Consider the following 25,011-nt stretch of genomic DNA (forward strand, 5'->3'; position numbering starts at 1 on the left):
AGAAGGAGTAGTCCCAGGTGGCCAGCACCGACGACCACGGGGTCCCGAATCCGCAGGTGGAACCACGTTCGACGAACCGCCGGTTCTCGGCGGCGTACAAGCAGAGGATCCTGGCCGAGTACGAGCGGCTGGACAAGCAGGGCAAGGGCGCGCTGTTGCGCCGGGAGGGCCTGTACTCGTCGCTGATCGCGGCGTGGAAGTCGCAGCGCGACACCGGGGCCGCGACGGCACTGGCCGCACCGGCGGGCAGGCCGAAGGCCGACCCCCGCGACAAGGAGATCGCCAAGCTCAGGAATGAAGTTGCCCGACTGGAGAAGGAGTTGGGCAACGCCCGCACCGTGATCGAGGTGCAGGGAAAACTCTCCGCGCTGCTGGACCAGCTCGCCACGGGCAGCGCGACGGACAACGGCGAGACGAAGTAGCCATGGCCGGGCGCCGTCTGACAGGGACGGCCGGAACGGTTTTCGAGGACGCTCGCACGTCTGCCCTGGAGAAGCTGTCCGGCGTGGTCGGGCGGGTGCGGGCCTGCGCGGCGCTGGGCGTCAACCGGGCGACCTGGTATCGCCATCATCGCAAATCACCGCCTCTGCCGAGGCCCGCGCGCGAGCGCCGGCCGCATCCGAAGGCGCTGTCGCCCGCCGAGCGGGAGACGGTGGTGGCCAAGCTCAACGGCGAGCGGTTCAAGGACACGGCACCGGCCGAGGTCTACGCAACGCTGCTGGACGAGGGCGTGTACCTGTGCTCGGAGTCGACGATGTACCGGATCCTTCGTGAGCGCGGCGAGGTCCGTGAGCGGCGTCGGCAGGCCACTCACCCGCCGCGCAAGAAACCCGAGTTGATGGCCTGCGCGCCGAACCGGGTGTGGTCGTGGGACGTGACCAAGCTGCGAGGTCCGGACAAGCGGGTCTTCTATTTCCTCTACACGATGATCGACATCTACTCCCGCTACACGGTGGGCTGGATGGTCACCACGTGCGAGAGCGAGGACCTCGCGAGGCACTTCATCGAGGACACCGTCGGCAAACAGGGCGTTGACAGGGGTGAGTTGACGATCCATTCGGACCGGGGAGCGATCCAGACCGCCAAGTCCGTCGCGGTCCTGATGGCCGACCTGGGTGTCACGAAGTCGCACTCCAGGCCGAAGGTCTCCAACGACAACCCTTACTCGGAGGCCCAGTACAAGACGATCAAGTATCGGCCCAACTACCCGGACCGGTTCCTTTCCCTGCCCCACGCCCGTCAGTGGTGCGCTGAGTTCTTCGACTGGTACCACCTCGACCACCGGCACAGCGGCATCGGCTATCACACTCCCTACGACGTCCACCACGGCGAAGCCGACCTCGTCCGCGAACTCCGGGCCAAGGTCCTCACCGACGCCTACAACCAGCACCCCGAGCGGTTCGTCCGCAAGCACCCCGAACCACCGGCCATACCCGAGCATGCCTGGATCAACAGGCCCGCCGACGACGAGACCGACGAGAAGGAGTTGCAGACCCAAAGTTAGGCACGATCACCTGCCTTGATCACGTTGACAGGTTCCGGACCGACCGATTGCTTCAACGCCAGCATGCGACTCGGCCACTGGAGCCAGAACTCACCTTCAGCTGGCCTCACTCGGGGCTCCGCCGCCAGTGGGCCCGTGCTCCGTTCGGGCATGGTGCGCTGTGCAGGTGTCAGGTTCCCGGTGTGGTCGAGCGGGCGTAGTCGGTGGGTGTGCGTCCGTAGTGCTTCTTGAAGGCGCGGATGAAGTGGCTGCTGTCGGCGAACTGCCAGTGTGCGGCGAGTTCCGAGACGCTCAGCCGATCGGAGGGTGCGGTGAGGGCGAGTCGGGCTTCTTCCAGCCGCCGCTGGCGGATGTAGGAGGTCACCGACTCTCCGGCCGCGGCGAACGCGCGCTGCAGGTTGCGGACGGAGACGTTGAGTTCACGGGCCAGCATCGCACCGGAGAGCTCGGGGTCGGCCAGGTGGCTGTCCGCCAGGTCCTTCGCGGCCTGGGCGAGCGCGGGGGCCAGCTGGGGTTCCGCGTCGTCGACCCGGCGCCTGGCCACCGCCTTGGCCAGCTCGATGAGGGTGCTGTGGGCGGCCTGCACTCCGGCCGGTCCGAGGTCGGCGACCGTTTCGTAGATCATGTTCGAGTGGGCCACCAGTAGGCGCACCTCGGCGCAGTCTGCCGGTCCGCTGACGCTCTGCCGCGTCCCAAGCAGTGGTTTCAGCAGGGCGGCGGGCAGGACGAGGACTTTCGCCGTCGTGTCCGGAACCGTCTCGAAGTGCAGGGGCCGGCCGATGTGGCGGATGAGGAACTGCCCGGCTGCCACGGTCTGTTCGCTGCGGGCCAGCGGCGCCCCCAGTGACCAGGAGCCGCGCCGCACGACGTACAGCCGGACCTGGTCCTCGACTCCGCCCAGCGGGCCCTCGGTCCGGATGGCCGAGGCACCGTGGAGATCGGTGATGGCCACGTCGCCGACCTTGGTGGCGCGGCTTTTGACCCGGAAGTCGCGGGTCGTGGCCGGGCTGAAGGTCGGCAGTGGGAAGCCGTCGCCGATCTCCGTCTCCCAGCCGCTGCGGAAGGCGTCGAATGCTCGTGGCACGCTGTCCGAGGGTGCGGAATCCGCGGAGGGTGCCCCGTCTGCCCCGTTGGCCTCCGCTCCAGTGCTGTGCATCGCCGGTCGCCCCCTGCCTTGGTCGCTCCGACGCCGTCTGGCGCCGATGTTCTGCTCGGTTGGCGCTGTGGTTCAAGCCTGTGCTGTGCCGATGTTCCTAGGCTTCGAGTGCGGGGGCAACCTCCCGCTCCGGCCCAGCACTTACCCAGGAGGAGCATCTCGTGAGCCAACAGAGTCCCGCCCCCGTCGCCGTCATCACGGGCGCCGGTACGGGCATCGGAGCTGCGACCGCGCACCGGTTCGCCGCCGACGGGTACACCGTGGTGCTCGTGGGCCGCACGGGAGCGACCCTCCAGCACACCGCCGAGCAGGGCCCCACGGGTGCGGAGCTGCACCCGTGGGTGGTGGACGTCTCGGATCTCGCCGCCGTCACCGCGGCAATGGACGGTGTGGCCGAGAGGTTCGGACGCCTGGACGTGCTGGTCAACAACGCGGGGGTCGCGGTTCCGGGCACCGTCGACCAGATCGACGTGGACAGCTACCGGACCATGGTGCGTACCAACATCGACGGCACCTTCTTCACCTCACGGGCGGCGCTGCCCCACCTGCGCGCGGTGCGCGGATGCATCGTCAACGTCGGATCGGTCGCAGCACTCCGCGGTGAATGGAACCAGGCCGCCTACAACATGACCAAGGGCGCACTGGTCAACCTCACCAACTCGATGGCACTGGACCACGGACGGGAGATCCGGGTCAACGCCGTCCACCCCGGCGTGACGCTCAGCAGCCGGTTCCTGCGCGACATGCTCGCCGAGGGGACCGCGCTGCACAAGCGCTTCACGGAGCGCGTGCCGATGGGCAGGCCGGCCGAACCGGCCGAGGTCGCCGCCGTCATCGCGTTCCTCGCCGGCCGCGACGCCGGGTACCTCAACGGAGTGCACATCCCCGTGGACGGCGGACTGACCGCCTCGGACGGGCAGAGCGACCTCTACCGGCTCGAAGCATGACCGCGAGGACGGGATTCCGACCGAAGTCGCGCCGCGCTCCATCCCGTTAGGTGGGCGGGGCGACCGGACGGCCTGTCGCACGGGCCTGCAGGCGTACCCGCAGTCCGTCTCCGCCTGCCAGGTAGAGCACTTCGGCCAGCTCCTCGCCTGCTGCGCCGAACCAGTGGGGGGTCCGGGTGTCCAGTTCGGCCGCGTCGCCGGGGCCGAGAGCGATCCGGGTGTCGGCCAGGACGAGCTGGACCTGCCCGACCAGGACACACATCCATGCGTGGCCCTCGTGGCGGCGCTGGTCGGGCGTCTCGTGCGGGGGCAGGACGAGCCGGTACACCTGGATTCCGCCCGTGTGGTGGGAGAGCCGTTGCGCCGCGATGCCACGGCGTCGCTGCGGCGAGTGCACGACCGGCGGCTCGCCCGCGTGCTCCACCACCGCGACCAGCTCCTCCACAGGGGTCCGGTAGACGGCGGCGAGCGGGACCAGCAGGTCGAGCGAGGGCCGGCGTTGCCCGCCTTCCAGACGCGAGAGCGTGGAGGCGCCGATGCCGGTCAGAGCGGCCACCTGATGCAGCGTCAGGCCGGCGGCCTGACGCAGCACACGCAGCCGGGAGCCGATCTCCGGGAGCAGTTGCGCGATCTGGTGGCGCTGGGGGATCACCGAGACGGTTGCCATGGCCGACAGTTTTGCAGTTTCCGCATCTTCGTGGACCGCGGTTCGCGCCGCGGCGCACCATTCCCACGGGCCGGATCGCGGCCCGTGGGAACCGATTCGAACCAGAGAGGTGGTGGCGGCGTGAGCGGACAGGAGTCCTCCACCGACCGCATGCGGTACTTCGTCGAGCAGGTGCAAGAGAAGGGCCGGCTCGACCTGATCGACGAGCTCTTCCATCCCGACTTCCGCAACCACACCGTCGAGCCGGGGCAGCGCGACGACCGCCAGGGGGTGCACGAGACCATGGCGGCCCTGCACGAGGCCTTCTCCGACCTGCGGGTCGAGGTGCTGCACTGCATCGCGGACGGAGATCTCGTGGCCACCCACAAGCTGTTCCGCGGCAGGCACACCGGAGCATGGTTCGGCATTCCGCCGTCCGGCAACCGGGTCGAGTTCGGAGCGATGGACCTGGTCCGCTACCGGGACGGCCAGTTCTTCGAGCACTGGGCCGTCGCCGACGCGGTGACCCTGCTGCGCCAGACCGGCGCCCTGTAACGATGGCACTCTCTACGTTGGAGGTTCAGATGGCAGACGTCTCAGTGGTCGGCCCGGACGCCGGTGAGTCGATCCAGCTCGGCCCGACCCGGATGCGGATCCTCGAGGACGGCAGCACAACCGGGCACCGCCTGGGCGTCGGGGAGATCACGCTCGCCCCGCACACCGACGGACCGCCGCAGCACCGGCACGCCCGGCACGACGAAGGCTTCTACGTGGTGTCCGGCGCGGCCCGCTTCACCGTCGGCGAGAGCGTGTACGACGCGCCCGCCGGGACGCTGGTCATGATCCCGCCCGGCGCCCCGCACACCTTCGCCAACCCGACCGACGGCGTCACGGTCCTGCTCAACACGTTCACCCCGGACCTGTACGTCAACTACTTCCGGGATCTGCGCGACATGATCGCCAACGGCCGGCCGCTCACCCCCGAGGTGACGATCGAGGCGATGGGCCGGTACGCCACCGAACCGGCCACCGACTTCGCCTGAACGCCCCCACCGGCTACCCGCCCCAACAATGATCAAGGAGAATGCCGTGAGCACCACTCGTCCTGTCCGCGGTCGCGGCCGCGGCGCTGCCCGGCTACGAACGACGCCGCGAACAGCCGTTGGTCGACCCGGTGTTCTTCCGCTCGGTCCCGTTCACCGGTTCCTTCGTCGCCGCCGTCACGGCGTTCCTCGTGCTGTCCGGCTTCCTGTTCCTCAACACCCTGTACCTGCAGGACGTGCGCGGCTGCAGCGCCTTGCATGCCGGCCTGCTGACCCTCCCCATGGCCGCCGCCACCGCGCTCGCCTCACCGCTGTCCGGGCGCCTGACCGCCGCGCGCGGCCCACGCCCGCCGCTGGTCGCCGCCGGCCTGCTGATCGCCGCCGCGGCGCTGACGCTGACCACGCTCACCCCGACCACGCCATGGGTGATCCTGATCGCCGCCTACGCGCTGCTCGGGACTGGATTCGGCCTCGTCAACGCACCGATCACCAGCACCGCCGTGGCCGGCATGCCACGCGCCCAGGCCGGCGTCTCCGCCGCGATCACCACCACCGGCCGCCAGGTCGGCAACAACCTCGGCGTCGCAGTCCTGGGCGCGATCGTCACCGCGCGCACCCGCGCCCCGGGCCACGCCGGATTCGCCACCGCCAGCCACCCGGGCTGGTGGATCCTCGCCGCAAGCGGCGTGCTGATCGCGGCGATAGGCCTGGTGACCACCACCCGCCACGCCACCGCCACCGCCGCACGGGTCGCCACCCGCTTCCCGGCGACCGACCCCGTGACCGACCCCGTGACCGCGCCGAGCAGCGCGCCCCGGCTACGCGGAGGCGCACCCGCGTGATGCCGTCGTAAGGCCATGTCAAGTGCCCCATCGTTTCCCCGCTGGGCCACCCGTGCAGGTCCGCCGCCGCCAGCCGTCCCCGCGACCAAGGTCGGTGCAGTCCGCAACGTCGTTCCGGCTTGATCTGCAGAGGGCGCCTGGGCTGCGCTATCAGCTCCGCCGAGACAGCTGATAAACCGTCAGCCAGGCTTCCCGATGGTGCCGCAGAGCACTGCGGTCAGGATCAGGCCGGGGTGGCGCTCTGCGGGCGCAGCCAGGCGTCGACCGGCCCGTCCGCGCTGAGGACGGGGACGAAGATCGCGGCGAAGGGGCCGCGCTCACGTAGCTGGTCGAGGGTGGTGGCGCCGATGCGGATCGCACTGGCCGTCAGGAGCGGGTCGCTGGCGGCGAGGCTGCGCAGGTCGGCGATGCGCCGCTGCAGGCGGGCCGGTTCGGCGCCGGTGAGGATCAGGAGCAGCCGGGGGAAGGCGGGGTAGCGGCTGCGCCAGGCCGGGACCGCGGCGGCGCTGCGGACGGGGGTGCGGGTGGTGCGAGGCCCGGGCGGCTGCGGGATGTACTGGCGGTAGCGGGCGTAGGCGTGCAGTTTCTGGGCGAGGCGGGCGATGGTCATGGTGGTGCGGTCGAGTTCGACGAAGAAGGTCAGCAGGGCGCGCCGGCGGGCGGCCTGGTCGGTGTGGACGTAGTTGAGGACGGCGTCGGGGATGAGAGCGAGGTCCTCGCCGGGGCGGGTGTCGTCGCGGTAGTGGTGGGCGGTTTCGGGTGACCAGTCGAGCGGTCCGCACTCGTGGCCCAGCCGCTGGGCCCAGGCGACGAAGGCGCAGCCGGTTTCGATCGTGGCCAGGGTGTGTTCCTGGAGTGGTCCTGCGGCGGCCTGCGGGCTCATGCGGTATGGCCGGGCCGGGAGGAGGTCGGCGGCTTCGACGGCTTCGGCGCCCTTGGGGGTGAGCCACCACAGCAGGCTGGTCTGCCCGTGGGTTCGGCGTCCGACGCGGTCGGCGAGGCCGGCGTCGCGTAGGACGTGGAGCTGGCGGCGCAGGTACTCGGGCCCGGTGTGGTGCGGGGTGATGAGGCGGTGCAGCTGGTCGGTGGAGACGAGGCGGTGCTGGTAGAGCACGGTCATGGCCTGCTGGCCGATCGCGCCGATGCCCTTGGGTGCGGGGTGCTGGTACGGCATCGCGGTGCTCTTTCAGTCGAGGGTGGTGGTGGGGTCGCCGCCGTGGCCGGCGGGTAGGCCCAGGTGGTGGACGAGGATCTCGGTGTCGAGCTGTTCGAGGTCGGCGAGGATCTCGCCGACCGGTCGGCGGCGCATGTTGGCGTCGATGGCCGCATCGAGGTCGGGGATGCCGTCGGGGTTGTCGTAGTGGGCGAAGACCTCCTCGACGGGTAGGCCGCGGACCCGGAACGGGGTGGTCCTGGCCGTCGAGGTTGATCGACATGACGTAGTGGTACTTGGGGAGTTCGGTGATCGTTTCCGGGGTGACGTGGCCGTTCCAGCGGCGTGCGACGAAGGCGGCCTCGTCGTAGTCGGCCGCGCACGTGCTCAACAACGACTGGTTCTGCAGCAGGGCTTGGCGGGTCACCGCCGAGAGGCGCAGTGCCATCTGCGTCATGCCGATGAACCTCACCTCGTATTTTCTGAGTTGTTCGGCGATCGCGGCGAGGAAGCCCTTGCTGGAGGAGTCCAGGGCGGTCAGCTCGTCAGAAGCGATTCCCAAAGCGGACGTAGTGTCAAGTTTTCGCAGGTCAGGCATGTGGTCGGCGCTGGGAGGCAGGCTGGATCCGCTGGGTTCACGTTCACTGTGTCGGAGGTGGCGGATGCCGTCGGTGGTGGGGTTGCTGGAGGAGCGCGAACGGGCCGCGCTGGCCCGGGCGGAGGAGTTGCGCGCCGAGCTGGAGCGGCTTCGGGGTGCAGTGGCCGAGGCCGAGGAGGCCGCGCGGCGTGCGGCGGTCGCGCGCGAGGAGGTCGTCGAGGCCCTGGCCGCAGCGCCGGTCGTGGCGGAGATCGAGGTGGTGGGGGCTGTGAAAGCAGTCGTACCGAAGGTCGAAGTGCCGTTCTGGAGGCCGGGGTTGGATCGTTTGGTGCTGGCGGGTGACTGCGCGGCGATCGTGGCGCTGGTCGAGGACGACGCGGCCGGCGGCGGGGAGGGCGTGCGGGCCCGGCGGATGCGTGATCATCTCGGTTGGCAAGCCAGTGACGCGCGGGAGCAGGCCGCTCGGTTCCGCGCCAAGCGGCTGGTGGAGCGCGGGTGGCTGCGCGAGGAGCGGCCGGGGCTGTTCAGGCCGCAGCCGCAGTGGGGCGGCTGACGCGGCGTCGGGGAGCGGGAGCTCCTCGGCGGGCCAGGCGGCGGGTGGCGGTGATGGACGCGGCCCACCAGGCCATGGCCTCGGCGCTGTCGGTGCGGCTTTCGTAGTCGCGGGCCAGGCGCCGGGCCCGGATCAGGTGGGCGAAGCTGCGTTCGACCACCCAGCGGCGCGGCAGCACGGTGAACCCGCGCACGTTGTCGGGGCGCTTGACGATGGTCAGGGCCAGGGCCAGGACGGTGGAGGCGAATTCGACCAGCCAGCCGGTGTAGCCGCCGTCGGCCCAGACCAGGGTGATGCCTCGGTGGCGGGTGCGGAGATACTGGAGCAGGTCGCGGCCGGCGTCGCGGTCGCTGACCGATGCTGCGGTGACCATCACGACCAGCAGCAGGCTCAGGGTGTCGACGGCGATGTGGCGCTTGCGCCCGTTATCTTGAGCCATCGCGATAAGGACGATCCTGACCTGGGGCGATGCGATGTGGACGGTGTCCTCGACGCGGAGACTCGGAGGCTGTTCCGGCTGCGGAAAGTGTGTCGCCCGGCGTGTCGCTCAGAGAGTCAGCTGGACGATGTCGCGACTGTCGATTCGACGGAATGATGTCGGAGCCGGGCTGCTACGAGTTCCATCTCGACGAGGGTGCCCACGAGACCAGTGGTCTTCAACTCCTGTGTTATGGCCCGTGCTTGTGCCAGTGACAGTCCGTGAACATCTCGAAGTGCACGAAGGACGGGCACTGCACTCGTCTGGGGCTCTATCAGCCGCAGTCGGGCGGGGCCGTGTTCTGCCAAGAGGGCCTGGCGGGTCTCCTCCGGAGTCACGTCGCCGCTGCCTTGCTCGCACCAGGCGACGGGGCAGGCCTGGCAGTTCCCCTCGGTTCCCCAGCGCAGGCGCCCGCGTTCGATGAACTGGCCGGTGTCGAGTATCAGCACGCCGCCGCAGGCCTCGCATCGCGTTGTGATCTTCACGCCCTGGGTTATCACCGTGCTCCTCGTCCTCGGACTTTCCCGGATGGTGCCGCAGCAGCCTCCGTTCGTCGACCGCATATCCTTGCCGAGCTCTCGTGCGGCTGCCGGAACAGTGTGGTCGTGATGGCAGTGCCTCAGCTTCTCAGCACGGGCCGATCGTCCGGGGAGCTGGTGGCTTCGCGGTGGCGCGGATGCCGCAGACGTCGGCCGTGCGGCGTTCGCCCAACGCCAGTGCCAGGGCCTGCCTGAGCTCGCGGTTCTCTGCCTCCAGCTGCCGGTTGCGCTCGGTGGAGGCCTCCAGGCGGCGGAGCAAGGAAGCTTCGGAGGCGCGTTGGCGGTCGGGAACCGTCCGGGTTGCGGGGACGGGGCGGTGCCGGGCCCGAAGGCGTTCGATCTCGGCTCTCAGGTCCGGCTGGTTGTAGAGCCAGGACCGGGAGACGCCCGCCCCGCGGGCGACGGTCTCGAAGGTGATCGCGGCGCCGGTGGCATCCATCCGCCGCAGCGCGGCGACCGCGCGTCGGCGGGTCGCCGCGGCTCTTTGACGGGCCGCGGTGACGATCAGGTGGGAGTTGTCAGCCGGCATGCTCAGCCTCCTGGCCGTCTTCCAGCTCGTCGATCATGCGGTCGAGGTTGTCGGCGACCTGCTGGTTCATCTCGGTCACGCGGGTGTGGCCGCAGCTCCTGGCGTTGTCGATCAGTGTCAGGGTGCGGGTGCGCTGTTCGCGAAGCTCCGGCAGGAACTCGGGCCCGGTGAGGAAGACCGGGCAGGTCAGGCAAGCATTGGCGTGCGGGCAGGTCTTCTGAACAGGCAGCCCGCAGTAGCCGTTGGGCAGGGTCTGGGTGGCGATGCCGTAGCGGGTCTTGGCCCACTGGGCCTGCCCGAGGGGCCCGTCGGGGGCGAGGGAGACGCGCTCGCCCTTGATGTTGACCTTGGTTGCCTGCTCCCAGTGCCGCCGCACCGTCTGGTCGGTGATCTTGGCATAGTGAGAGGTCATCTTGTGCGAGTCGTGATCCAGCAGAACCCGGACGACCTCCTGCGGGACGTCCCGGTTGATGAGTCGGCATGCGAACGTGTGCCGCCACTGATGCGGGGTCAGATGAACCGGTCGGCCGTGTTCGTCACGGACCTCGCAGGTTGCCAGCCAGCGGCCGAGCATCCGTCGGTAAGTGCCGTCCGACAGCGGGAGGTTGCCCGAGACGTTGGCGCGCTGGCGGGGGAACAGACAGGGTGTCCCGTCCGGCCAACGGTCCAGCACCCGGTGTTGTTGCTCGCGCACGGCTGCTTCGAGTTCCTCGTCGATGGGCACGGCGGCCTCGCGTCTCATCTTGGTGTTGAAGTAGCGCAGGTAGGGGGCGCTTTGGCCGTCGTGGAGGAGGCAGTCGAAGTCGAGGGCCAGAGCGCTGGAGATCCGCAGACCACAGCGGGTGAGGATGAGCGTGACCAGTCGTCCCGCCGCGTCGGGCCAGCGGTCCAGGTTGCCGGGCGACTCGACCTGGGCCATGACGTACTCGGCGAGACGGCGGTCGACTTGCTCGGGGACCGGCGGGACGTCGCCGACGTAGAAGGCCGCGGTGCCGGGCAGCGTGTCCTCCCAGCCGTACTGCCGGATGTTCTGGAAGAACAGGTTGAGCGCGCCGATCCTCGTCTTCTTCATGCCGTGCCCGCCCGGCTGTGACATCACGTGGGCGAGGTGGCGCTCCAGCAGCGGCCGGTCGACCTGCGCGAACGCATCGACGCCGGCGAACGTGAGAAAGCCGCCGAAGCAGATGAGCGCGTCGACCCCGGCGCGGGCCGCGCCGATGCTCAGCCCGGACGCCAGCCGCAGCCTGGTCCATCGTTTGCCCAGCTCACGGAGCCAGGGCTGGGAGATGCGGTCGAACCGTAGCCGGGCTCGCGGGCAGGGCCGCCCGGCCGGGGTGGTGATGCCGGGCAGTTTGTGGAGCCGCCACACATCTCTGGGGTACTCGATCTCCCAGCCGGTGCCGTCCCGCAGGACCTCCAGCGCATCACGGGCATCGAGGAGGAACAGAGCGGACTCGTCGGCCTGGGCCCCGGCTTCCTGGCGCCACTGCTGTTCCGACAGGTCCAGCAGCGAGGTGACCCCGAGCGCCTCGACGCGTCGCACGGCCGGCATGACCAGGCGAGGGGCGGCGGTGCGGGAGCGGGCGTCGTGCCGGCACTGCAACGCGTACTGGATCTCCAGTTTCAGCTGTGGGGCCAGGTCGCGAAGATCGACGCTGGCGGTTCCGACCAGTTCGCAGTCGGTGATGAAGCGGACGGGGGTCGGGCCGGCCGTGCCGATGCCATCGGTCATCGTGACCCGCGCAGAAGAGCGTGGTGGGGTTGGCGACCCAGAGGTTGCAGAACGGCAGACGGCACTCGGACGTTGCGGTGTCGTTCGGGGCCAGGTCAGGGGCATCCCAGGCCGCCAGGTCGGGCTGGCCGGCACGGGTCCATCGGTCGCGATGCTTGGCGCACAAGCCGTTCCTGGCCCCGCGTCCGTAGCGGCAGCCGTCGATGACGCAGGCGGCCAGCGACCGGCGGCCCCGGACCGGCGGTCCGGGCTCGGCGAGGAAGTCCGCCATCGGCGGGCAGCCGCGCTTGCGGAACCGGATGGCATGGGCGGTGCAGAGTCCGCGCCGCATCGACTCGGCGGTCCGGTCGCAGTCCGCGACCGCGCACTCGTCGGCGATGAAGACGGCGTCGTCCGGAGCGGGGATATAGATGTCGGTGCGGAACTCGGGCCGGACGACGGCCATCAGCTGCTCAAGCAGCTTCGTTCGGCCCGGTGCCTTCTCGACGGGGAAGGTCACAGCCGGACCTCCCGGCCGGTGAACCAGCCCGCGGCTTCCAGCGTCCGCCGGGCATCCTCGACGGTGAGGTGACCGTATGTGTCGATCGTCGTGGTGATCGATGCGTGCCCGAGGCACTCCTTCACCGTCTCCATCCCCGCACCGCGACGCAGCAGCCAGGTGGCGTAGGTGTGGCGGTATTGGTGGGGTTCAAAAGCGATCCCCGTGCTCTTCCGAAGCCGTCTGACCAGGTCATAGACGGCTGGGTAGCCCCAGGGGTGGCCGTGAGGTTCGGCGAAGAGGTTCACGAAGACGTAGTCGGAGTCCAGGGCGCCGTACTCCCGGTGCAGGTAGTCGGAGTACAGACGCATCAGCTCCGCGCTCGCCGGGATGCTGCGGGACCGGCCGGCCTTCGCACGGGCCCGGTTGTCGTTCTGCCGCGGCACCACGGTCACCTGGCGCTCGGCGATCGCGATGTCGTCGTGCCGCAGGCCGAGGGCCTCGCCGATACGGACTCCGGTGTCCAGGAGCAGGGCGAACAGCAGCCGGTCCCGCAGGTGTTCGCAGGTGTCCAGGATCTTCTGGACCTGGGCGGCGGTCAGGACACGGGGGTGCTTCCGGCCGTTCTTGAGCTTGATCGTCCGGGTCCGCTCGGGTCTGCCGGAGGCGATGTGCTGCAGGAACGGCTTGTAGGAGGTGGCCGCCGATCGGTGCCGTCCGGCCGGGCGCATCGTCACCAGCAGGTCGGCGACCTCGATGCCGCTGCGGGCGTGGAACTCGTAGAACGTGCTGACTGCGGCGAGCTTGCGGTTCACGCTGGAGGCCGTGCAGTGGTGCTCGACCGTCGGCAGCACCGCCACCGCCCCGTTCCGGGCCGGCGGCGGCAGCCGCAGCCAGGCCACGAAGGAGGCCATCGCCTCCAGATCGACCGCCTTCCAGTCCAGTCCACGGCCGTCGAGGTAGCACCACCAGTCCTTCAGGTCGTGGGCGTACGCCTTGACGGTGTTCGGCGACCGCTCGATCGCCGCGAGAGAGGCCAGGAACGACTCCACCGGATCGACCGGTCGCAGATCGTCTCCCAGCAACGTCCACGACTCCGTCGTCGACCCGGGCGTCGCCACCCTCTGTACGCGCATTGCGCCTCCAGCTCATCCGTGATGGACAGCGGCAGATAACCGCATCCACCACGAGAGTTGGGGGACTTTCAGCGTGCTTCACGCACATGAAGGACACGCCGGCGCGGGCTTAAGATAACGGCCGAAAACGCCACGTCGTCGTCGACACCCTCGGCCTGCTGCTCGGGGTCATTGTCACCGCCGCCGACATCGGCGACCGCACCGCCGCTCAGCTCCTGCTCGCTCAGGTGGCGGCCGCGCACCACCTGCTGGCCCTGGTCTGGGCCGACGGCGGCTACACCGGCAGCCTCGTCGAGCACTGCCTCGCAGCCCTCGCCCTGGTCCTGGCCATCGTCAAGCGAAGCGACGACATGCGGGGCTTCGTCGTGCTGCCCAAACGCTGGATCGTCGAGCGGTTCTTCGCCCATCTGATGCGAAGCCGCCGCCTCGTGCGCGACTTCGAGCGATCCACCGGCAGCGCCGAGGCAATGGTCTACTGGTCGGCGACGATGCTCATGACCCGCCGCCTTGCCCGGCCACGGCCTTCGCGAGCGTGAACCGGCCCGGCGCCGACTCGACCAGCCAGCCCCGGGCCACCAGCCGCTTCGCCTTCGCCCGCAGCCCCTCCACCGTCCCCGGCACCGGATCCAGGCCGAACAAGGCGGCCATCTCCTGGCACGTCAGCGCCCCCTGCCCGAGCCGGCCCCGGTCCGCGAGGGCCTGCACGATGCGCTGGTAGTCCACCGACAAGGCCGACCGGGCCAGGCCCGCACGCCACACCGGGACCACCGACTTCGGCCTCGCCGATCCCGAAGGCCCGGGTGGCACCGGCAGTCCACCGCCGTCCGCCAGGTCCTCGGCGGCATCGGGGCCGTCGTCATCGCCACCGCCCGGTGCCAGCACCTCACCGACGCGCGCGCGGGCGATGACCCACTCGTTCCACTCACGTTCGGCAACGGCCAGCTCGGCCTGGATGCGGTCGGCCTCCTCCCGCAGCCCGTCCACACGACGGCGAGCGGTGAGCTCGCGCTCTTCCAACAGCCCAACGACCGACGGCATCCCGACCTCCACCAGAGCGACGACACGACACGTCACCACTTCCCGAGACCACCGCTCCTACTCCCGACCAGCAGAAACGCAGCCCTCAAGCCCGGAAAGACAACAGCCACTAACTCTCGCCTGGAGCTCGGGCATCGGAGGGCCATCAACAGGGTCAAAACGATCGAGAGGGCGATGTGCGGCCAGGCTCCCTTCCGCCTCCCGCCAATCCGTATCCTCACCAAGCACAACTGAAGCGGGCCGCCGCTATGGGACACCGGGGGCATGTGTGAACTGGTTGATGGGACCGCGACTGCGTTCGTGGCGCGCAAGAAGGCAAGGCTGGGACCTCGACATCGTGCAGGCTCTGCGGCTGCCGGTGCCGCGCCCGACGCAGGAGCGCGCCCGCGAGCTCATCCAGCAGGGGAGCTGGGAGGCGGCGATCAACGAACCTGCGGTTTTGTGGTGGTGAGGTAGTAGGTGTTCTCGTACTCGACGGGCGGGACGTGGCCTATCTCACAGTGGAGTCGGCGGTGGTTGTACCAGTCGACCCATTCGGCGGTGGCAAAGGCGTCGAGGATGCGTTGGTAGTCCGACGCGAAGCGATTGACAAGGGACCGTGAGCCGCCGGTCGGCCGACGCGCGGGGCGGATCAGTTACGCGTGCCGGCCGGTGGGCCGACGACGGTGGTGAGCTGGAGTTTGGTCTCGTCCTCGCTGCCCGGCGCGGCGGTCATGATGACGATCTTGAGCTCGGTGTCGCCGTCGGTCAGGACATCGCAGTCCACCGTGACCGGGCCCACCGACGGGTGGTCGACCGTCTTGCGGACCTCGCGGTTCGCGGTCACCTCTCCCTTCGCCCACAACTCGGCAAACCTCTCGTTGCCTGCGTTCAGGTCGCGGACCAGCGCGGCCAGGCGACTGTCCCGGGGGAAGCGGCCGGTGGCGCGGCGCAGGTCGGAGACGAGGGCGGCGTCGGTGGTGTCGGGGTCCGTATCGGTGACCGGCCACAGCACGAGGGGGGTGTGATCGGCGCCCACCGGGAACCTGTCGCGGGCGAAGTTGCGCATCCGCGGGGGCGAGGCCAAGGGGTCGCCCAGCAGGGCGGCCCACCCGTGGTTCCACCACACCAGTTGCCAGTCCGCCGCGAACACGGCAACCGGTACGTCTCCGAGGCGGACGAGCACTCGTTGCATACCGGGCGGGAGATGGTCGCAGATCGTGCCGTCCGCCGGCGGCACGATCTGGGCCAGGCGGTAGAGGTGGTCCCGCTCGGCGGTGGACAGCTGGAGGGCGCGCGCCAGGGACGCCACCACCGACGCCGAGGGTGTCGTGGCCCGCCCCTGCTCCAGGCGCACGACGTAGTCGACCGACACTCCGGCCAGGTCGGCCAGTTCCTCGCGCCGCAGCCCGACAGCCCGGCGCTTGCGGACGACCGGCAGCCCGGCGGCCGACGGGGGCAGCCGGTTCCGCCATGTGCGGATCGCCGCGCCCAGTCCGGCCCCGGGGGGTGTCGTCGTCATGCTCTTCATCCTCCTGCATCCCCGATCACATGCGGGGGCGCAAGGGTGGTACTGGTCTTCCCACCGTCGAAGCGTCCCTGGTCCAGCTCCCTCGTCAAGGCAACCATCGAAGGCATGACGATCACTTTCATCACCGGAGCCAACAAGGGCATCGGCCGCGAGACCGCTCGCCGCCTCATCGCGTGCGGTCACACCGTTCTCCTGGGAGCCCGCGACCGTGAGCGGGGTGCGGAGGCCGCCGCCGCGCTGGGCGCACGCTTCGTCCCCATCGACGTGACCGACGACGCGTCCGTGGCCGCCGCCGCCGCGGACGTCGCCGAGCACGAGGGCAGGATCGACGTCCTGATCAACAACGCGGGGGTACAGGGACCCTGCGGTGATCCCGGCGACCTCACCGCCGCCGACGCCCGCGCCGTCCTCGACGTCAACGTCATCGGCGTCGTCCGCACCACCACCGCGTTCCTGCCACTGCTGCGCCGCTCGGACGACCCCGTGATCATCAACGTCAGCAGCGGCATGGGCTCCCTCGCCTTCACCCACGACCCCGGCCGGTCCGAGTCGCACGTCGTCGCGCCGCTGTACGCCTCCTCGAAGGCGGCGCTGACGATGTTGACCACGCAGTACGCCAAGGGGCTCAAGGGCATTCGCGTCAACGCCGCCGACCCCGGCTACACCGCGACCGACATAAACGGTCACAGCGGCTCCCAGACCCTCACCGAGGGCACGGACGCGATCGTCGCCCTCGCCACCGAGGAGCCCGGCGCCGGCGCCGGACGCTTCATCGACCGCCATGGCGAGATCGCCTGGTCCTGACACCGGCGGTGCCGGGTCACCGGCCCTGAAGAACAGAACGGGCAGAACATCGAGACCGGTTGGGCGGGAGAACCGCCGCTGCTACTGGCGTCGGCGGAATCTCCGGCAGAAATCCGCTCTCCTTCAGTGCTCCAGAGGCGGGCAGCAAGCTTCACCTGGCTGCTGACCGCCGGCATGGGCCCGCAGACCTGTCAGCCGCCCCACTGGCTTCGTTCGCTTCAAGGAACAGCAGCGTTTGTCGATGGGTTTGGACAGCACCTGGTGATCGCCAAGGCTCTGGATGTTCACGGGTTTTGACAGCAGCGCGGTGTCGACGGCCCCTTGGGTGCGGGCTGCTTCTGGGGCGTCTCAGCTAGGGCCTGTTCTGAGTTCAGATCATGTGGCGGGCCGTAGGCTGCGGAGCCAGATGACGGCGCCGCGTAGGTGGAGTCCGGCGAGGTAGCTGTCGGGGGTCTTGTCATAGCGGGTGGCCAGACCGCGCCACTCCTTGATCTTGTTGATACAGCGCTCGACGGTGTTGCGGTCCTTGTAGAGGTCGGCGTCGTGCGTGACGGGACGGCCGCCGCGCGAGCCCTTCTTCCTGCGGTTGGCGGCCTGGTCGACCTTCTCCGGGATGACGGCCTTGATCCGGCGTCGGCGCAGGTAGGCGCGGTTGGCGCGGGAGGAGTACGCCTTGTCGCCAGCGATCGCGTCCGGGCGGGTGCGGGGCCGGCCCACCGGAACGCGGACCTTGATCCGCTCGATGACCGGGATGAAGCGGGGGCTGTCGGCGGCCTGCCCAGGCGTGAGCACGAAGGACAGCGGCCGACATTGGCGTTCGGCCGCGAGGTGGGTCTTGGTGGTCAGCCCGCCGCGCGAGCGTCCCAGCTCGGCCGCGCGGAGCCGGGCCTTGCGGCGACGGCGGACACGACGGCGTTCCTCGCGAGTCGCGTCGTCCGTCTCGCCGGCCGGGCCGGGCGCCGCCACTACTGGATCGGTTTGCCCCTTTTGTGGAGCCCCTTTTCCTTCGTGGCGGCCTTCTCCAGATCCTGCAGCAACTCCGGGTCGACGACCATCCCGGCCGCGTGGTGGTGCGCGCGGGCGACCGTGGAGTCCACGCTGACCAGGCTGAGATCGACCTGTCCACGGGCTGCGGCCTCGGCGATCATCCCCTCCATCAGCGCCTGGAAGGTCCCCGTGGTCGCCCAGATCTGGAACCGGCCGTAGACGGTCGACCAGGATCCGTAGCGCTCAGGGACGTCCCGCCATGGACTCCCGGTCCGAAACCTCCACATCACCGCATCGAGCTGTCGGCGCAGGTCGGGGATCGGCCCACGCTCGCCCAGCGGCAGGAGCGGCTCCATCAACTCCCATTCGGCATCGCTCAGATCACCACGCGTCACACCGCCGTTCTACCGGGCCGAGACCGTCCGGCGTCGGCGAACCACCAAACCGTGATCTGAACTCAGAACAGGCCCTAGAGCCTGCTGGCAGCATCGCTCCACGGCCGCATGTCGGAGTCGTCGTCACCGGGGTCTGCTTCATACCAACCGCGCCAGGGCTTCGCGCTCACCGACTTCACCATCCACTGGGACGAGCAGTACGCGATCTGCCCGCGTGGAGCCAAAAGCCGCTACTGGGGTCACACCCGCATGGACGGCCATCCGCGCACCGTCGTCATCTTCCCCGAGTGGGACTGCCGCAACTGCAAGGTCCGGCCCTCCTGCGCCACCGGCTTCACCCGCTGCCTGACCCTGCACCCCCGCGAGGAGCACGAACTCCTGCAGTCACAACGCAAGTTGCAGGAAACCGACGAGTGGAAGCAGCAGTACGCCACCCGTGCCGGCGTCGAAGGCACGATCTCCCAGGCCGTGCGCACCATCAGCATCCGCCGCAGCCGCTACCGCGGCCAGGCCAAGACCAGCCTCGCCCACGTCTTCAGCGCCGCCGCGATCAACCTCCACCGCATCGACGCCCACCGGAGCGGACGCCCCCTCGGCACCACCCGCCGCACCCATTTCGCCGACCTCGACCTCACTCCGCGAACACGCCACAGGTGAATCGAGCGACAGAGTCCCACAGGATACGCAACCGGGACGAGACCGACGTCGGCTTCTCGATCGGCCGCTCGACGTGCACGGTGCGACGGCGCGGTGGGGGCGGCGTTGACCTGCCCCGGGGAGGACGCTGCCTGTGCCGGTCCCGCATCGCCTCGCACTGCTTGCGCATGTGCAGCGTCAGTCAGGTCACGGCGATGATGGTCGCGCTGGAGCATGCGTCTGGTTCATGTCGTCGATCGTCTGCCACAGCCGCAACGCCCGCTCGCGATGCCGGCGCGCCAGGTCGTGGACGCCGGCGGCGGCGTCCAGGTCGCCGATCAGTTGCCAGCACGCGGCCTCGTCCTGACGATCGCCGTGCCGGTGGAACAGGTCCGCCGCGCGCTCCAACGCCGGGCTTGCCCCGTCCCGGTCGTGCTGACCGGCGTACACGCGGCCGACTTCCAGCAGCGTGTACGCGACGCACCGCTCGTCGGCCAGTTCCTCGAAGGTGGCCAACGCCTGCCACAGGCAGCGCAGCGCCTCGTCCGGATCACCGCGCCGATCGTGCAGCCGGCTGAACCGGCGCAGCACGACCGCCACCCGGTGCCCGTCGGCGAGTGACCTGGCCTGGCGCAAGGCCTCACCGAACCAGTACTCCGCCTCGTCGAGTTCCCCTTGCATGAGCCGCATCACGGCCATCGAACAGGACAGGTGCGCTCCGAGGTGCCGGTCGTCCTCACCGACCGCGATGGCAAGCGCCTGCTCGACACGCTCGGCGGCTTCGTCGTCACGGCCCTGCACCCGGCTGATCGTGCCCAGCATCGCCACCGACAGCGCTTCGCCGCGTTTGTCCTTGCTGTCTTGGCACAGCCCGACGGAGGACTCCAGGACACGGGTTGCCTCCTCGAACTCGTCTCGGTAGATGTGCAGCTGGCCAAGATCGCGCAGCAGCACTGATGCGCCGCGCACGTTGCCGGCCGCCTCGGCCGCGTCCAACGCGAGCCGGTGCCCGTGCTCCCAGTCCTGATACAGGCACCGGTGGTCGTAGTAGGTCACCGGGCTGGCCGCCAGCTCCCAGGCCAACTCGTCCAGTCCCCAGTCCGCGGCCAGTTTCACCGCGCCGAGCAGGGTGTCGCGTTCCGCGTCGAACCAGCCGATCGGGTCGGCCAGCAGCCGGTCCACGACCGTGTCGGGCAGCGACCAGCGCGGCGCCGAACCGGGCGCGGCGGCCAGCAGCCCGGTCGGCAGCCGATCGGTGCCGCGCGCGGCCAGATCGAGCCAGGCGGACAGCACCCGGACAATCGCGTCCCGCTTGTCCGCTCTCGGCAGTTGGGCGGCATTCTCCACGGCGCAGGCCCTGATCAGGTCGTGCAGCCGGTAGCGCGGCTGGCCGATGGCGTCGGTTGTGGTGAGCCGCACCAGGCTGGCGTCGACGAGGGTGTCCAGCACCTCTTCGGCGTCCGAGCGGTCCAGCAGCGGGCCGAACACCCAGCCGGGCAGGGTGTGGGCGCCGAGCAGACCCAGCAGGCTCAGCGCACATACCGCGTCGGCCGGCAGCAGCCGCAAGCTCAGTTCGACGCTGGCGCGCACGCTGAGATCCCCGATTCTCAGCTCGGCCAGCCGCCGGGACTCGTCCTCGATCCGTTCGCGCAGCACCCGTAGCGACCAAGCCGGGCGGCCGGTGAGCTTGGCGCTGGCGATCCGGATCGCCAGCGGCAGGTTGCCGCAGCAGTCGATGATCGCGTCGGCCTGCGCCGGTTCCCGCTCGACCCGCCGCCGCCCGACAATTGCGGTGAACAACTCCCGCGCCTCTGCCGGGCTCAGCACGTCCAGGTCGATGTGGCGTGCGCCGGGAAGTTGCGTCAGCAGGGTGCGGCTGGTGATCAACATGGCACAGCCGTCGGCCCCCGGTAGCAAGGGCTGCACTTGATCGGCGTCACCGGCGTCGTCCAGCACCACCAGCATCCGGCGATCCGCGAGCAACGACCGGTAGAGCGCGGCCCGTTCGGACAGGCCGTTCGGAATCGCGCTGCCGGCGACCGAGAGCGCGCGGAGCGCCTCGGCCAGCATCAGCGCGGGGTCCCGCGGTCCGTCCGATGTCCCGGCGAGGTTGAGGTAGAGCTGGCCGTCGGGATAGGTGGCGCTCGCCAGCCGCGCGGCGTGGGTCACCAGACAGGACTTGCCGACACCGGGACCGCCCACGATGACGGCCACCGGGGCCCGGTTCCGCGCCGACCCGTCGAGTAATCGGGCGATCTCGGCCAGCGCGTCGGCTCGGCCCACGAAGTCGGGTATGTCGAACGGCAGTTGGCGCACCGGCATCGCCATGACCGGTTCGGTGGCCGCCGCGCCAGGACCCTCCGGTCGCGTGTCCGAGGGGCGTGTGACCGAGGGGCGCGTGTCCGAGGGGCGCGTGTCCGAGGAGCCACGCGCCGGGACTGGGTCCGTCAGGGTGGGATCGGCGGCCAGGATGCGCCCATGCAGCGCCTGGAGCGGCGGCGCGGGGTCGACGCCGAGTTCGCGTGCGAGTGTCCGGCGCAGCCCCTCGTACACCTGCAGTGCCTCGCCTTGCCGCTGGCACCGGTAGAGGGCGACCATCAAGCGTTCGGCGACATGCTCGTCGTAGGGGTGCTCGCGGAGCAGGGCGGTCAGTTCCTCGATGACCTCCCGATGACGCCCCAGGCCGAGTTCGATGCTCAGGCACAGCTTGTGCGTGGCCGCGCGCTTCTCGTTCAGCCGTGCCGCATCGAGCTCCAGGGCCTGGCTGGAGATGTCGACCAGGGCGTCACCACGCCAGCAAGTCAGCGCGCGCCGCAGTGCGACAGCTGTCTCGAACGGGGCGGTGTGCCGATCGGCGAGGTGCCGCTCGTGGTCGAACTCCAGCAGGTCGAGCTGATCCGGGGCCAGGTGGATCTGGTAGCCGCCGCGCCGCGTGCTGATTAAGGAACCGGGTGCTCCGCACGCGGCAAGGTTGCGGCGCACCCCGGAGAGAGCGTCCTGGACCTGACGGACCGCGGTGACGGGTGCCTTCCCGTCCCACATCACAGCGACCAGCCGTTCCATGGCGACGAGGTTGTTGGCGTCGACCAGAAGCGCGGCCAGCATCTTGGCCTGCCGCGGTCCGTCGAGTCGGACCTCGCGCCCGGTGATCTGGGCATACAACGGCCCCAGCACGCCGAACCTCATGTCCCCTCCGCACTCCACGAGCAGCGCCAGCCCCCCTCGGCTGACCTCGTACAAGGACGAATCTAGGACGGCCGACGGGCTGGTGTCCATAACGTCGCCGTGGGGTGGCCAGCCCGCTCCCGCCCAACGCAACGACCAGAATGGAGTTCCATGAAACTGAGCATGATCGGAATAACGGGAGGGAAGCGGACGGCATCCCTCGGCGTCGTCGCCGCAGCCCTGGCGGCCACGCTCGCCGGGATGACGGGATCGGCGTACGCCGTCGGCCCCACGGGCTCGGAGACGTGTCCCAGTAACAGCATCTGTCTCTACTTCAACTCGCCCGGGCACTACTGGGGATCGTTCGAACACTGGAGCCCTGGTCAGTACGGCGACCTGGGCCAGTTCACGTTCAGCAACTGGGGTAACGGCTCGGGCTACGGTGTGAACGTCGGTGGCAACGCAGCCTCACTGGTCAACAACACCAGCCAGAACCTCACCATGTACAACTACACCTACAACAACCCGGGGTCCAACCCGGTCGTGGGCTACTTCCCGCCCCATTACGCAAACGTGCTGCCCCCCGGCCTCTACAACGGCGCGTGGTCGATGTACTCCAGCTGACCGGTCAACGGCCCCGCACAACCGCTCCGCTGCTGGCTTCCCACCGTCACGGTCTACCGCGGCTGCCATGCGGAGCAGATGCCGTGGCCCCGGCCCGCAGCGATCACCACCTGCTCGCCTCCCGATCACCGGTTGCCAACCCGCCGTAGTCGATACGGCACCGCTTGCACTGGCTGCCTTGTCATCGGGCGCGCCGCAACACACCGTCCTCAACCGCGATGAGGCCGCCCTTACTGCGCGGGCTGACTCGCACTGTCATCAGCGAGACCGGAAGGGACTCCCGTGAACCTGTTGATCACCGGAAAAGCCATGAAACGGACAGCTTTCATCAGTATCGTCGCTGTAGCCGCGGCAGCCACGCTCGCCGGGATGACGGGATCGGCCTACGCAGCTGGCCCTGGGGGCTCGGAGGCATGCCCCAGCAACAGCATCTGCCTCTACTACAACTCGCCCGGGTACAACTGGGGGTCGTTCGAACACTGGAGCCCCGGCGATTACCCCGACCTCAGTAAGTTCACCTTCAGTAACTGGGGCAACGGCTCCGGCTACGGTGTGAATGTCGCCGGTAACGCCGCCTCGCTGGTCAACAACACCGATAAGTACGTCGGGATAGCCAACTTCACCTATAACAACACGGGTCCCGGCACAACTGTCCACTGGCTCGGGCCCGGGTACTCCGACGCCCTGCCCGCCGACGTCCGCAACGCCGATTGGCAGCTGCTGTCCTGATCCAGCGGCGCTCATGATGCTGTCCAACGGAAATGGTGCACTCGATCAAGGCGGCAAAAGCACAGTTCACGACCGGACCGACAGCGCGATGCACTCCGGTAGGCCGACCGGCATAGCCGGATCCGGCACCTCATTTCTCTTCGTCTTCTTCGGCGCTCCTTCCAAGCATGCCCAAACCCTACCCAGCGGTGACCAGAGTTGACCCGGATGCGGGCCACTCGCCCCGTACCCGCGCGGGATGCTCATCGACCGATCGCTCCACGAACCCACAGGGCCACATCCCGCTGAACCTGAACTGCGAAGGCCTACTGCGGCCTTCGGGAACACAGGGCCCAGAAGGTCGCAGTGGGCCCGTCATGCATGTCGAAGCGTCACGACTGGAGGATCCATGATGCGCCTCAAGCACAAGCTGGCCAAAACCAGCGCGATCGCCGCACTGATGGCGATCGGGCTGTTCGCGTCCAGCACCAACGCCTTCGCCGACGAAGTCTGCGCCAACTTCACCACGGCCCAGTCCGACTGGTATTCCGGGAACAACACCTCCTTCGGCTCCTGGCCGCTGGGCAGCCCCTGGACACCCACCAGCATCTACATCAAGTTTCAGAGCGACGGAAATTTGGTGATCCACCGTCAGCAGGACGGCGCCGTGATGTGGGCCTCGGGTACCTGGGGGCATGGCGTCACCGACCTGGACTGGTCGCAGAGCGCCGGCGGCATCTTGCTGAGGCACTCCAACGGATCGATCGCTTGCCAGATCGGTTCCGGTGCCTCCGGCGGCCACGCCCAGGTCCAGGAGGACGGCAACTTCGTCTTCTATGCCCCCGACGGTCACCCCACCTGGGCGAGCGGCACGGAGAATGGGCAGCAGACCCGCGACGCCTGCCCCGGCTTCTAGCACTAACCGAAGTTCCCGTCGGCAGCACAGGGGGCTCGTCCGACCCCTGCGGTGCCGACGGGAACGGAGCGCTTGCCGGCAGGCCCCAGCCACAGCTGGGCTCAGCATCAGTCGAGCTCAAGGAGCGCCTGGAACGGGAGGCCGAAGAACAACCAGAAACCGCCCGCACGGCGAACGCCTCGCTGCGCCCGTGCTGGACGTGCTGGTGGCCTCGTTCATGTGAAGTAGCAGCGATCCAAGGAGGAAGAAATGAAGCTCAAGTTGGGACGCCGAGCCACGTCGCTCGCAGCGGTGGCCGCGCTGACCACCACGGGGGTGGGGTTGGCGACCGGAAGCGCATCAGCAGCAGACGCTGTTCAACTGACCACGAGCCACTGGGTCGGCATCTACAACGGCCCGAACACCGCAAGTGGCAAGGTTGTCCCGGACCAGGGGGACCTCACCACTGACCTCATCCCGGGGTGGTGGGTCATGGCCCAGTGCTGGACGGTCGGGCAGAGCATCGACAACCTCGGGGACACCTGGTACAAGGTCACCGATGAGAACCGCGGGTACGGGTTCGGGGACGCCCCTCTGCCGGGCTACGTCTTCGCGGGCTACGTGGACAACAACGCCCACTCGGTGAACCGCGACCCCAACATCCCTCGGTGCTGAGCCCGGCGTTGATCGTCGCTGGTCACTCGACTGGCTGAGGTCTCCGGGATCCGGGATCCGGGCGCACGTAGCGCGGCCGTTCTTCACGCTTCGAGATGTCGAGTAACGAAGCACCGAGGAACGGCCGCCGCCCATGAGTCTCCCAGCCGAGGTGCCCCGCAGGCGGGGCACCGGACCTCTTGTCCCGCTTTCGGCATTTCAGTCGACCGTCCGGGCCCCCGGGTCCGTCCGGCGCCGCCC

26 protein-coding genes and 2 pseudogenes are annotated in these 25,011 nt (G+C 69.3%); 14 read left to right on the forward strand and 14 right to left on the reverse strand.

The features are described 5' to 3' along the window. The first annotated feature begins 17 nt into the window (after positions 1 to 17). On the forward strand, positions 18 to 422 hold the full coding sequence (locus P3T34_RS39000) for a hypothetical protein (RefSeq protein ID WP_280664184.1): 405 nt from the start codon (positions 18 to 20) through the stop codon (positions 420 to 422). 2 nt (positions 423 to 424) lie between these two features. Next, complete coding sequence (locus P3T34_RS39005) at positions 425 to 1,504, forward strand: IS3 family transposase (protein WP_280664185.1); 1,080 nt, start codon at positions 425 to 427, stop codon at positions 1,502 to 1,504. A gap of 169 nt (positions 1,505 to 1,673) precedes the next feature. Here P3T34_RS39005 and P3T34_RS39010 read toward each other — a convergent pair whose 3' ends face one another. Further along, positions 1,674 to 2,588: a helix-turn-helix domain-containing protein gene (locus P3T34_RS39010; RefSeq protein WP_280671491.1), complete on the reverse strand. Its 915-nt coding sequence runs from the start codon at positions 2,586 to 2,588 to the stop codon at positions 1,674 to 1,676. Positions 2,589 to 2,821: 233 nt separating this feature from the next. Between P3T34_RS39010 and P3T34_RS39015 the strand changes: the two genes are divergently transcribed. Further along, complete coding sequence (locus P3T34_RS39015; RefSeq protein WP_280671493.1) at positions 2,822 to 3,607, forward strand: SDR family oxidoreductase; 786 nt, start codon at positions 2,822 to 2,824, stop codon at positions 3,605 to 3,607. A 46-nt stretch (positions 3,608 to 3,653) separates the two neighbouring features. Here P3T34_RS39015 and P3T34_RS39020 read toward each other — a convergent pair whose 3' ends face one another. Next, positions 3,654 to 4,274, reverse strand: a complete 621-nt coding sequence (locus tag P3T34_RS39020) for a helix-turn-helix domain-containing protein (RefSeq protein WP_280671495.1) — start codon at positions 4,272 to 4,274, stop codon at positions 3,654 to 3,656. A gap of 120 nt (positions 4,275 to 4,394) precedes the next feature. Here P3T34_RS39020 and P3T34_RS39025 point away from each other — a divergent pair, with 120 nt between their 5' ends. From P3T34_RS39025 to P3T34_RS39035, 3 genes are all read left to right on the forward strand, one after another. Next, positions 4,395 to 4,808 (forward strand): ester cyclase, encoded by a 414-nt coding sequence (locus tag P3T34_RS39025; RefSeq protein WP_280671497.1) that lies wholly within the window; start codon positions 4,395 to 4,397, stop codon positions 4,806 to 4,808. A 29-nt stretch (positions 4,809 to 4,837) separates the two neighbouring features. Beyond that, on the forward strand, positions 4,838 to 5,296 hold the full coding sequence (locus tag P3T34_RS39030; protein ID WP_280671499.1) for a cupin domain-containing protein: 459 nt from the start codon (positions 4,838 to 4,840) through the stop codon (positions 5,294 to 5,296). 119 nt (positions 5,297 to 5,415) lie between these two features. After that, a complete protein-coding gene (locus tag P3T34_RS39035; protein ID WP_280671502.1) occupies positions 5,416 to 6,138 on the forward strand; it encodes an MFS transporter in 723 nt (240 codons plus the stop codon). A gap of 223 nt (positions 6,139 to 6,361) precedes the next feature. On the opposite strand, the gene P3T34_RS39040 is transcribed toward P3T34_RS39035, so the two are convergent. After that, entirely contained in the window at positions 6,362 to 7,312 is a 951-nt protein-coding gene (locus P3T34_RS39040; RefSeq protein WP_280671504.1) for a replication-relaxation family protein, read from the reverse strand. Between the two features lie 12 nt (positions 7,313 to 7,324). Continuing rightward, on the reverse strand, positions 7,325 to 7,447 hold the full coding sequence (locus P3T34_RS39045; RefSeq protein WP_280671506.1) for a hypothetical protein: 123 nt from the start codon (positions 7,445 to 7,447) through the stop codon (positions 7,325 to 7,327). 506 nt (positions 7,448 to 7,953) lie between these two features. Between P3T34_RS39045 and P3T34_RS39050 the strand changes: the two genes are divergently transcribed. Next, positions 7,954 to 8,442: a hypothetical protein gene (locus P3T34_RS39050; RefSeq protein WP_280671507.1), complete on the forward strand. Its 489-nt coding sequence runs from the start codon at positions 7,954 to 7,956 to the stop codon at positions 8,440 to 8,442. On the opposite strand, the gene P3T34_RS39055 is transcribed toward P3T34_RS39050, so the two are convergent. The 5 genes from P3T34_RS39055 to P3T34_RS39075 form a co-directional block, all read right to left on the reverse strand. Further along, a complete protein-coding gene (locus tag P3T34_RS39055; RefSeq protein ID WP_280671516.1) occupies positions 8,414 to 8,881 on the reverse strand; it encodes a transposase in 468 nt (155 codons plus the stop codon). The genes P3T34_RS39050 and P3T34_RS39055 overlap by 29 nt on opposite strands. Before the next feature lie 666 nt (positions 8,882 to 9,547). Next, entirely contained in the window at positions 9,548 to 9,988 is a 441-nt protein-coding gene (locus P3T34_RS39060) for a DUF6262 family protein (protein WP_280671518.1), read from the reverse strand. Next, complete coding sequence (locus P3T34_RS39065) at positions 9,978 to 11,720, reverse strand: tyrosine-type recombinase/integrase (RefSeq protein WP_280671520.1); 1,743 nt, start codon at positions 11,718 to 11,720, stop codon at positions 9,978 to 9,980. The genes P3T34_RS39060 and P3T34_RS39065 overlap by 11 nt, the downstream gene beginning before the upstream one ends. A gap of 495 nt (positions 11,721 to 12,215) precedes the next feature. Next, entirely contained in the window at positions 12,216 to 13,334 is a 1,119-nt protein-coding gene (locus P3T34_RS39070) for a tyrosine-type recombinase/integrase (RefSeq protein WP_280671522.1), read from the reverse strand. 68 nt (positions 13,335 to 13,402) lie between these two features. Continuing rightward, positions 13,403 to 13,579: a hypothetical protein gene (locus P3T34_RS39075; RefSeq protein ID WP_280671524.1), complete on the reverse strand. Its 177-nt coding sequence runs from the start codon at positions 13,577 to 13,579 to the stop codon at positions 13,403 to 13,405. On the opposite strand from P3T34_RS39075, the gene P3T34_RS39080 reads away from it, so the two are divergent. Continuing rightward, positions 13,505 to 13,870, forward strand: a complete 366-nt coding sequence (locus P3T34_RS39080) for a transposase (protein ID WP_280672667.1) — start codon at positions 13,505 to 13,507, stop codon at positions 13,868 to 13,870. The genes P3T34_RS39075 and P3T34_RS39080 overlap by 75 nt on opposite strands. On the opposite strand, the gene P3T34_RS39085 is transcribed toward P3T34_RS39080, so the two are convergent. The 3 genes and pseudogenes from P3T34_RS39085 to P3T34_RS39095 all read right to left on the reverse strand — a co-directional run bounded on the left by P3T34_RS39085 (position 13,827) and on the right by P3T34_RS39095 (position 15,882). Further along, positions 13,827 to 14,372, reverse strand: a complete 546-nt coding sequence (locus tag P3T34_RS39085; protein ID WP_280671526.1) for a hypothetical protein — start codon at positions 14,370 to 14,372, stop codon at positions 13,827 to 13,829. The genes P3T34_RS39080 and P3T34_RS39085 overlap by 44 nt on opposite strands. A 422-nt stretch (positions 14,373 to 14,794) precedes the next feature. Beyond that, positions 14,795 to 14,917: pseudogene (locus P3T34_RS39090) on the reverse strand (IS3 family transposase); the annotation flags it as partial. A gap of 86 nt (positions 14,918 to 15,003) precedes the next feature. Further along, on the reverse strand, positions 15,004 to 15,882 hold the full coding sequence (locus P3T34_RS39095; RefSeq protein WP_280671528.1) for a helix-turn-helix transcriptional regulator: 879 nt from the start codon (positions 15,880 to 15,882) through the stop codon (positions 15,004 to 15,006). 105 nt (positions 15,883 to 15,987) lie between these two features. On the opposite strand from P3T34_RS39095, the gene P3T34_RS39100 reads away from it, so the two are divergent. Continuing rightward, complete coding sequence (locus P3T34_RS39100) at positions 15,988 to 16,686, forward strand: SDR family NAD(P)-dependent oxidoreductase (RefSeq protein ID WP_280671530.1); 699 nt, start codon at positions 15,988 to 15,990, stop codon at positions 16,684 to 16,686. A gap of 375 nt (positions 16,687 to 17,061) precedes the next feature. On the opposite strand, the pseudogene P3T34_RS39105 reads toward P3T34_RS39100, so the two are convergent. Further along, positions 17,062 to 18,068: pseudogene (locus tag P3T34_RS39105) on the reverse strand (IS5 family transposase). 108 nt (positions 18,069 to 18,176) lie between these two features. On the opposite strand from P3T34_RS39105, the gene P3T34_RS39110 reads away from it, so the two are divergent. Then, complete coding sequence (locus P3T34_RS39110) at positions 18,177 to 18,725, forward strand: transposase (protein WP_280671531.1); 549 nt, start codon at positions 18,177 to 18,179, stop codon at positions 18,723 to 18,725. 186 nt (positions 18,726 to 18,911) lie between these two features. Here P3T34_RS39110 and P3T34_RS39115 read toward each other — a convergent pair whose 3' ends face one another. Next, complete coding sequence (locus P3T34_RS39115; protein WP_280671533.1) at positions 18,912 to 21,890, reverse strand: BTAD domain-containing putative transcriptional regulator; 2,979 nt, start codon at positions 21,888 to 21,890, stop codon at positions 18,912 to 18,914. A gap of 162 nt (positions 21,891 to 22,052) precedes the next feature. On the opposite strand from P3T34_RS39115, the gene P3T34_RS39120 reads away from it, so the two are divergent. From P3T34_RS39120 to P3T34_RS39135, 4 genes are all read left to right on the forward strand, one after another. After that, entirely contained in the window at positions 22,053 to 22,493 is a 441-nt protein-coding gene (locus P3T34_RS39120) for a hypothetical protein (RefSeq protein WP_280671535.1), read from the forward strand. 282 nt (positions 22,494 to 22,775) lie between these two features. After that, positions 22,776 to 23,222 carry a hypothetical protein gene (locus P3T34_RS39125; protein WP_280671537.1) on the forward strand — a complete coding sequence of 149 codons (447 nt, stop codon included), beginning with the start codon at positions 22,776 to 22,778 and terminating at the stop codon, positions 23,220 to 23,222. A 388-nt stretch (positions 23,223 to 23,610) separates the two neighbouring features. After that, on the forward strand, positions 23,611 to 24,117 hold the full coding sequence (locus P3T34_RS39130) for a hypothetical protein (protein ID WP_280671539.1): 507 nt from the start codon (positions 23,611 to 23,613) through the stop codon (positions 24,115 to 24,117). Between the two features lie 249 nt (positions 24,118 to 24,366). Beyond that, on the forward strand, positions 24,367 to 24,771 hold the full coding sequence (locus tag P3T34_RS39135; RefSeq protein ID WP_280671541.1) for a hypothetical protein: 405 nt from the start codon (positions 24,367 to 24,369) through the stop codon (positions 24,769 to 24,771). Positions 24,772 to 25,011 lie beyond the last annotated feature (240 nt).

The sequence above is a fragment of the Kitasatospora sp. MAP12-44 genome (assembly GCF_029892095.1).
Taxonomy (GTDB): Bacteria; Actinomycetota; Actinomycetes; order Streptomycetales; family Streptomycetaceae; genus Kitasatospora.

Coding starts and splice junctions, on each gene's coding strand:
- P3T34_RS39065 (WP_280671520.1), bottom strand. CDS start 11,720: ATGACCGATGGCATCGGCACGGCCGGCCCGACCCCCGTCCGCTTCATC.
- P3T34_RS39030 (WP_280671499.1), top strand. CDS start 4,838: ATGGCAGACGTCTCAGTGGTCGGCCCGGACGCCGGTGAGTCGATCCAG.
- P3T34_RS39095 (WP_280671528.1), bottom strand. CDS start 15,882: ATGAAGAGCATGACGACGACACCCCCCGGGGCCGGACTGGGCGCGGCG.
- P3T34_RS39085 (WP_280671526.1), bottom strand. CDS start 14,372: ATGCCGTCGGTCGTTGGGCTGTTGGAAGAGCGCGAGCTCACCGCTCGC.
- P3T34_RS39040 (WP_280671504.1), bottom strand. CDS start 7,312: ATGCCGTACCAGCACCCCGCACCCAAGGGCATCGGCGCGATCGGCCAG.
- P3T34_RS39005 (WP_280664185.1), top strand. CDS start 425: ATGGCCGGGCGCCGTCTGACAGGGACGGCCGGAACGGTTTTCGAGGAC.
- P3T34_RS39120 (WP_280671535.1), top strand. CDS start 22,053: ATGATCGGAATAACGGGAGGGAAGCGGACGGCATCCCTCGGCGTCGTC.
- P3T34_RS39050 (WP_280671507.1), top strand. CDS start 7,954: ATGCCGTCGGTGGTGGGGTTGCTGGAGGAGCGCGAACGGGCCGCGCTG.
- P3T34_RS39070 (WP_280671522.1), bottom strand. CDS start 13,334: ATGCGCGTACAGAGGGTGGCGACGCCCGGGTCGACGACGGAGTCGTGG.
- P3T34_RS39130 (WP_280671539.1), top strand. CDS start 23,611: ATGATGCGCCTCAAGCACAAGCTGGCCAAAACCAGCGCGATCGCCGCA.
- P3T34_RS39055 (WP_280671516.1), bottom strand. CDS start 8,881: ATGGCTCAAGATAACGGGCGCAAGCGCCACATCGCCGTCGACACCCTG.
- P3T34_RS39045 (WP_280671506.1), bottom strand. CDS start 7,447: ATGCGCCGCCGACCGGTCGGCGAGATCCTCGCCGACCTCGAACAGCTC.
- P3T34_RS39115 (WP_280671533.1), bottom strand. CDS start 21,890: ATGAGGTTCGGCGTGCTGGGGCCGTTGTATGCCCAGATCACCGGGCGC.
- P3T34_RS39060 (WP_280671518.1), bottom strand. CDS start 9,988: ATGCCGGCTGACAACTCCCACCTGATCGTCACCGCGGCCCGTCAAAGA.
- P3T34_RS39135 (WP_280671541.1), top strand. CDS start 24,367: ATGAAGCTCAAGTTGGGACGCCGAGCCACGTCGCTCGCAGCGGTGGCC.
- P3T34_RS39100 (WP_280671530.1), top strand. CDS start 15,988: ATGACGATCACTTTCATCACCGGAGCCAACAAGGGCATCGGCCGCGAG.
- P3T34_RS39020 (WP_280671495.1), bottom strand. CDS start 4,274: ATGGCAACCGTCTCGGTGATCCCCCAGCGCCACCAGATCGCGCAACTG.
- P3T34_RS39110 (WP_280671531.1), top strand. CDS start 18,177: ATGTCGGAGTCGTCGTCACCGGGGTCTGCTTCATACCAACCGCGCCAG.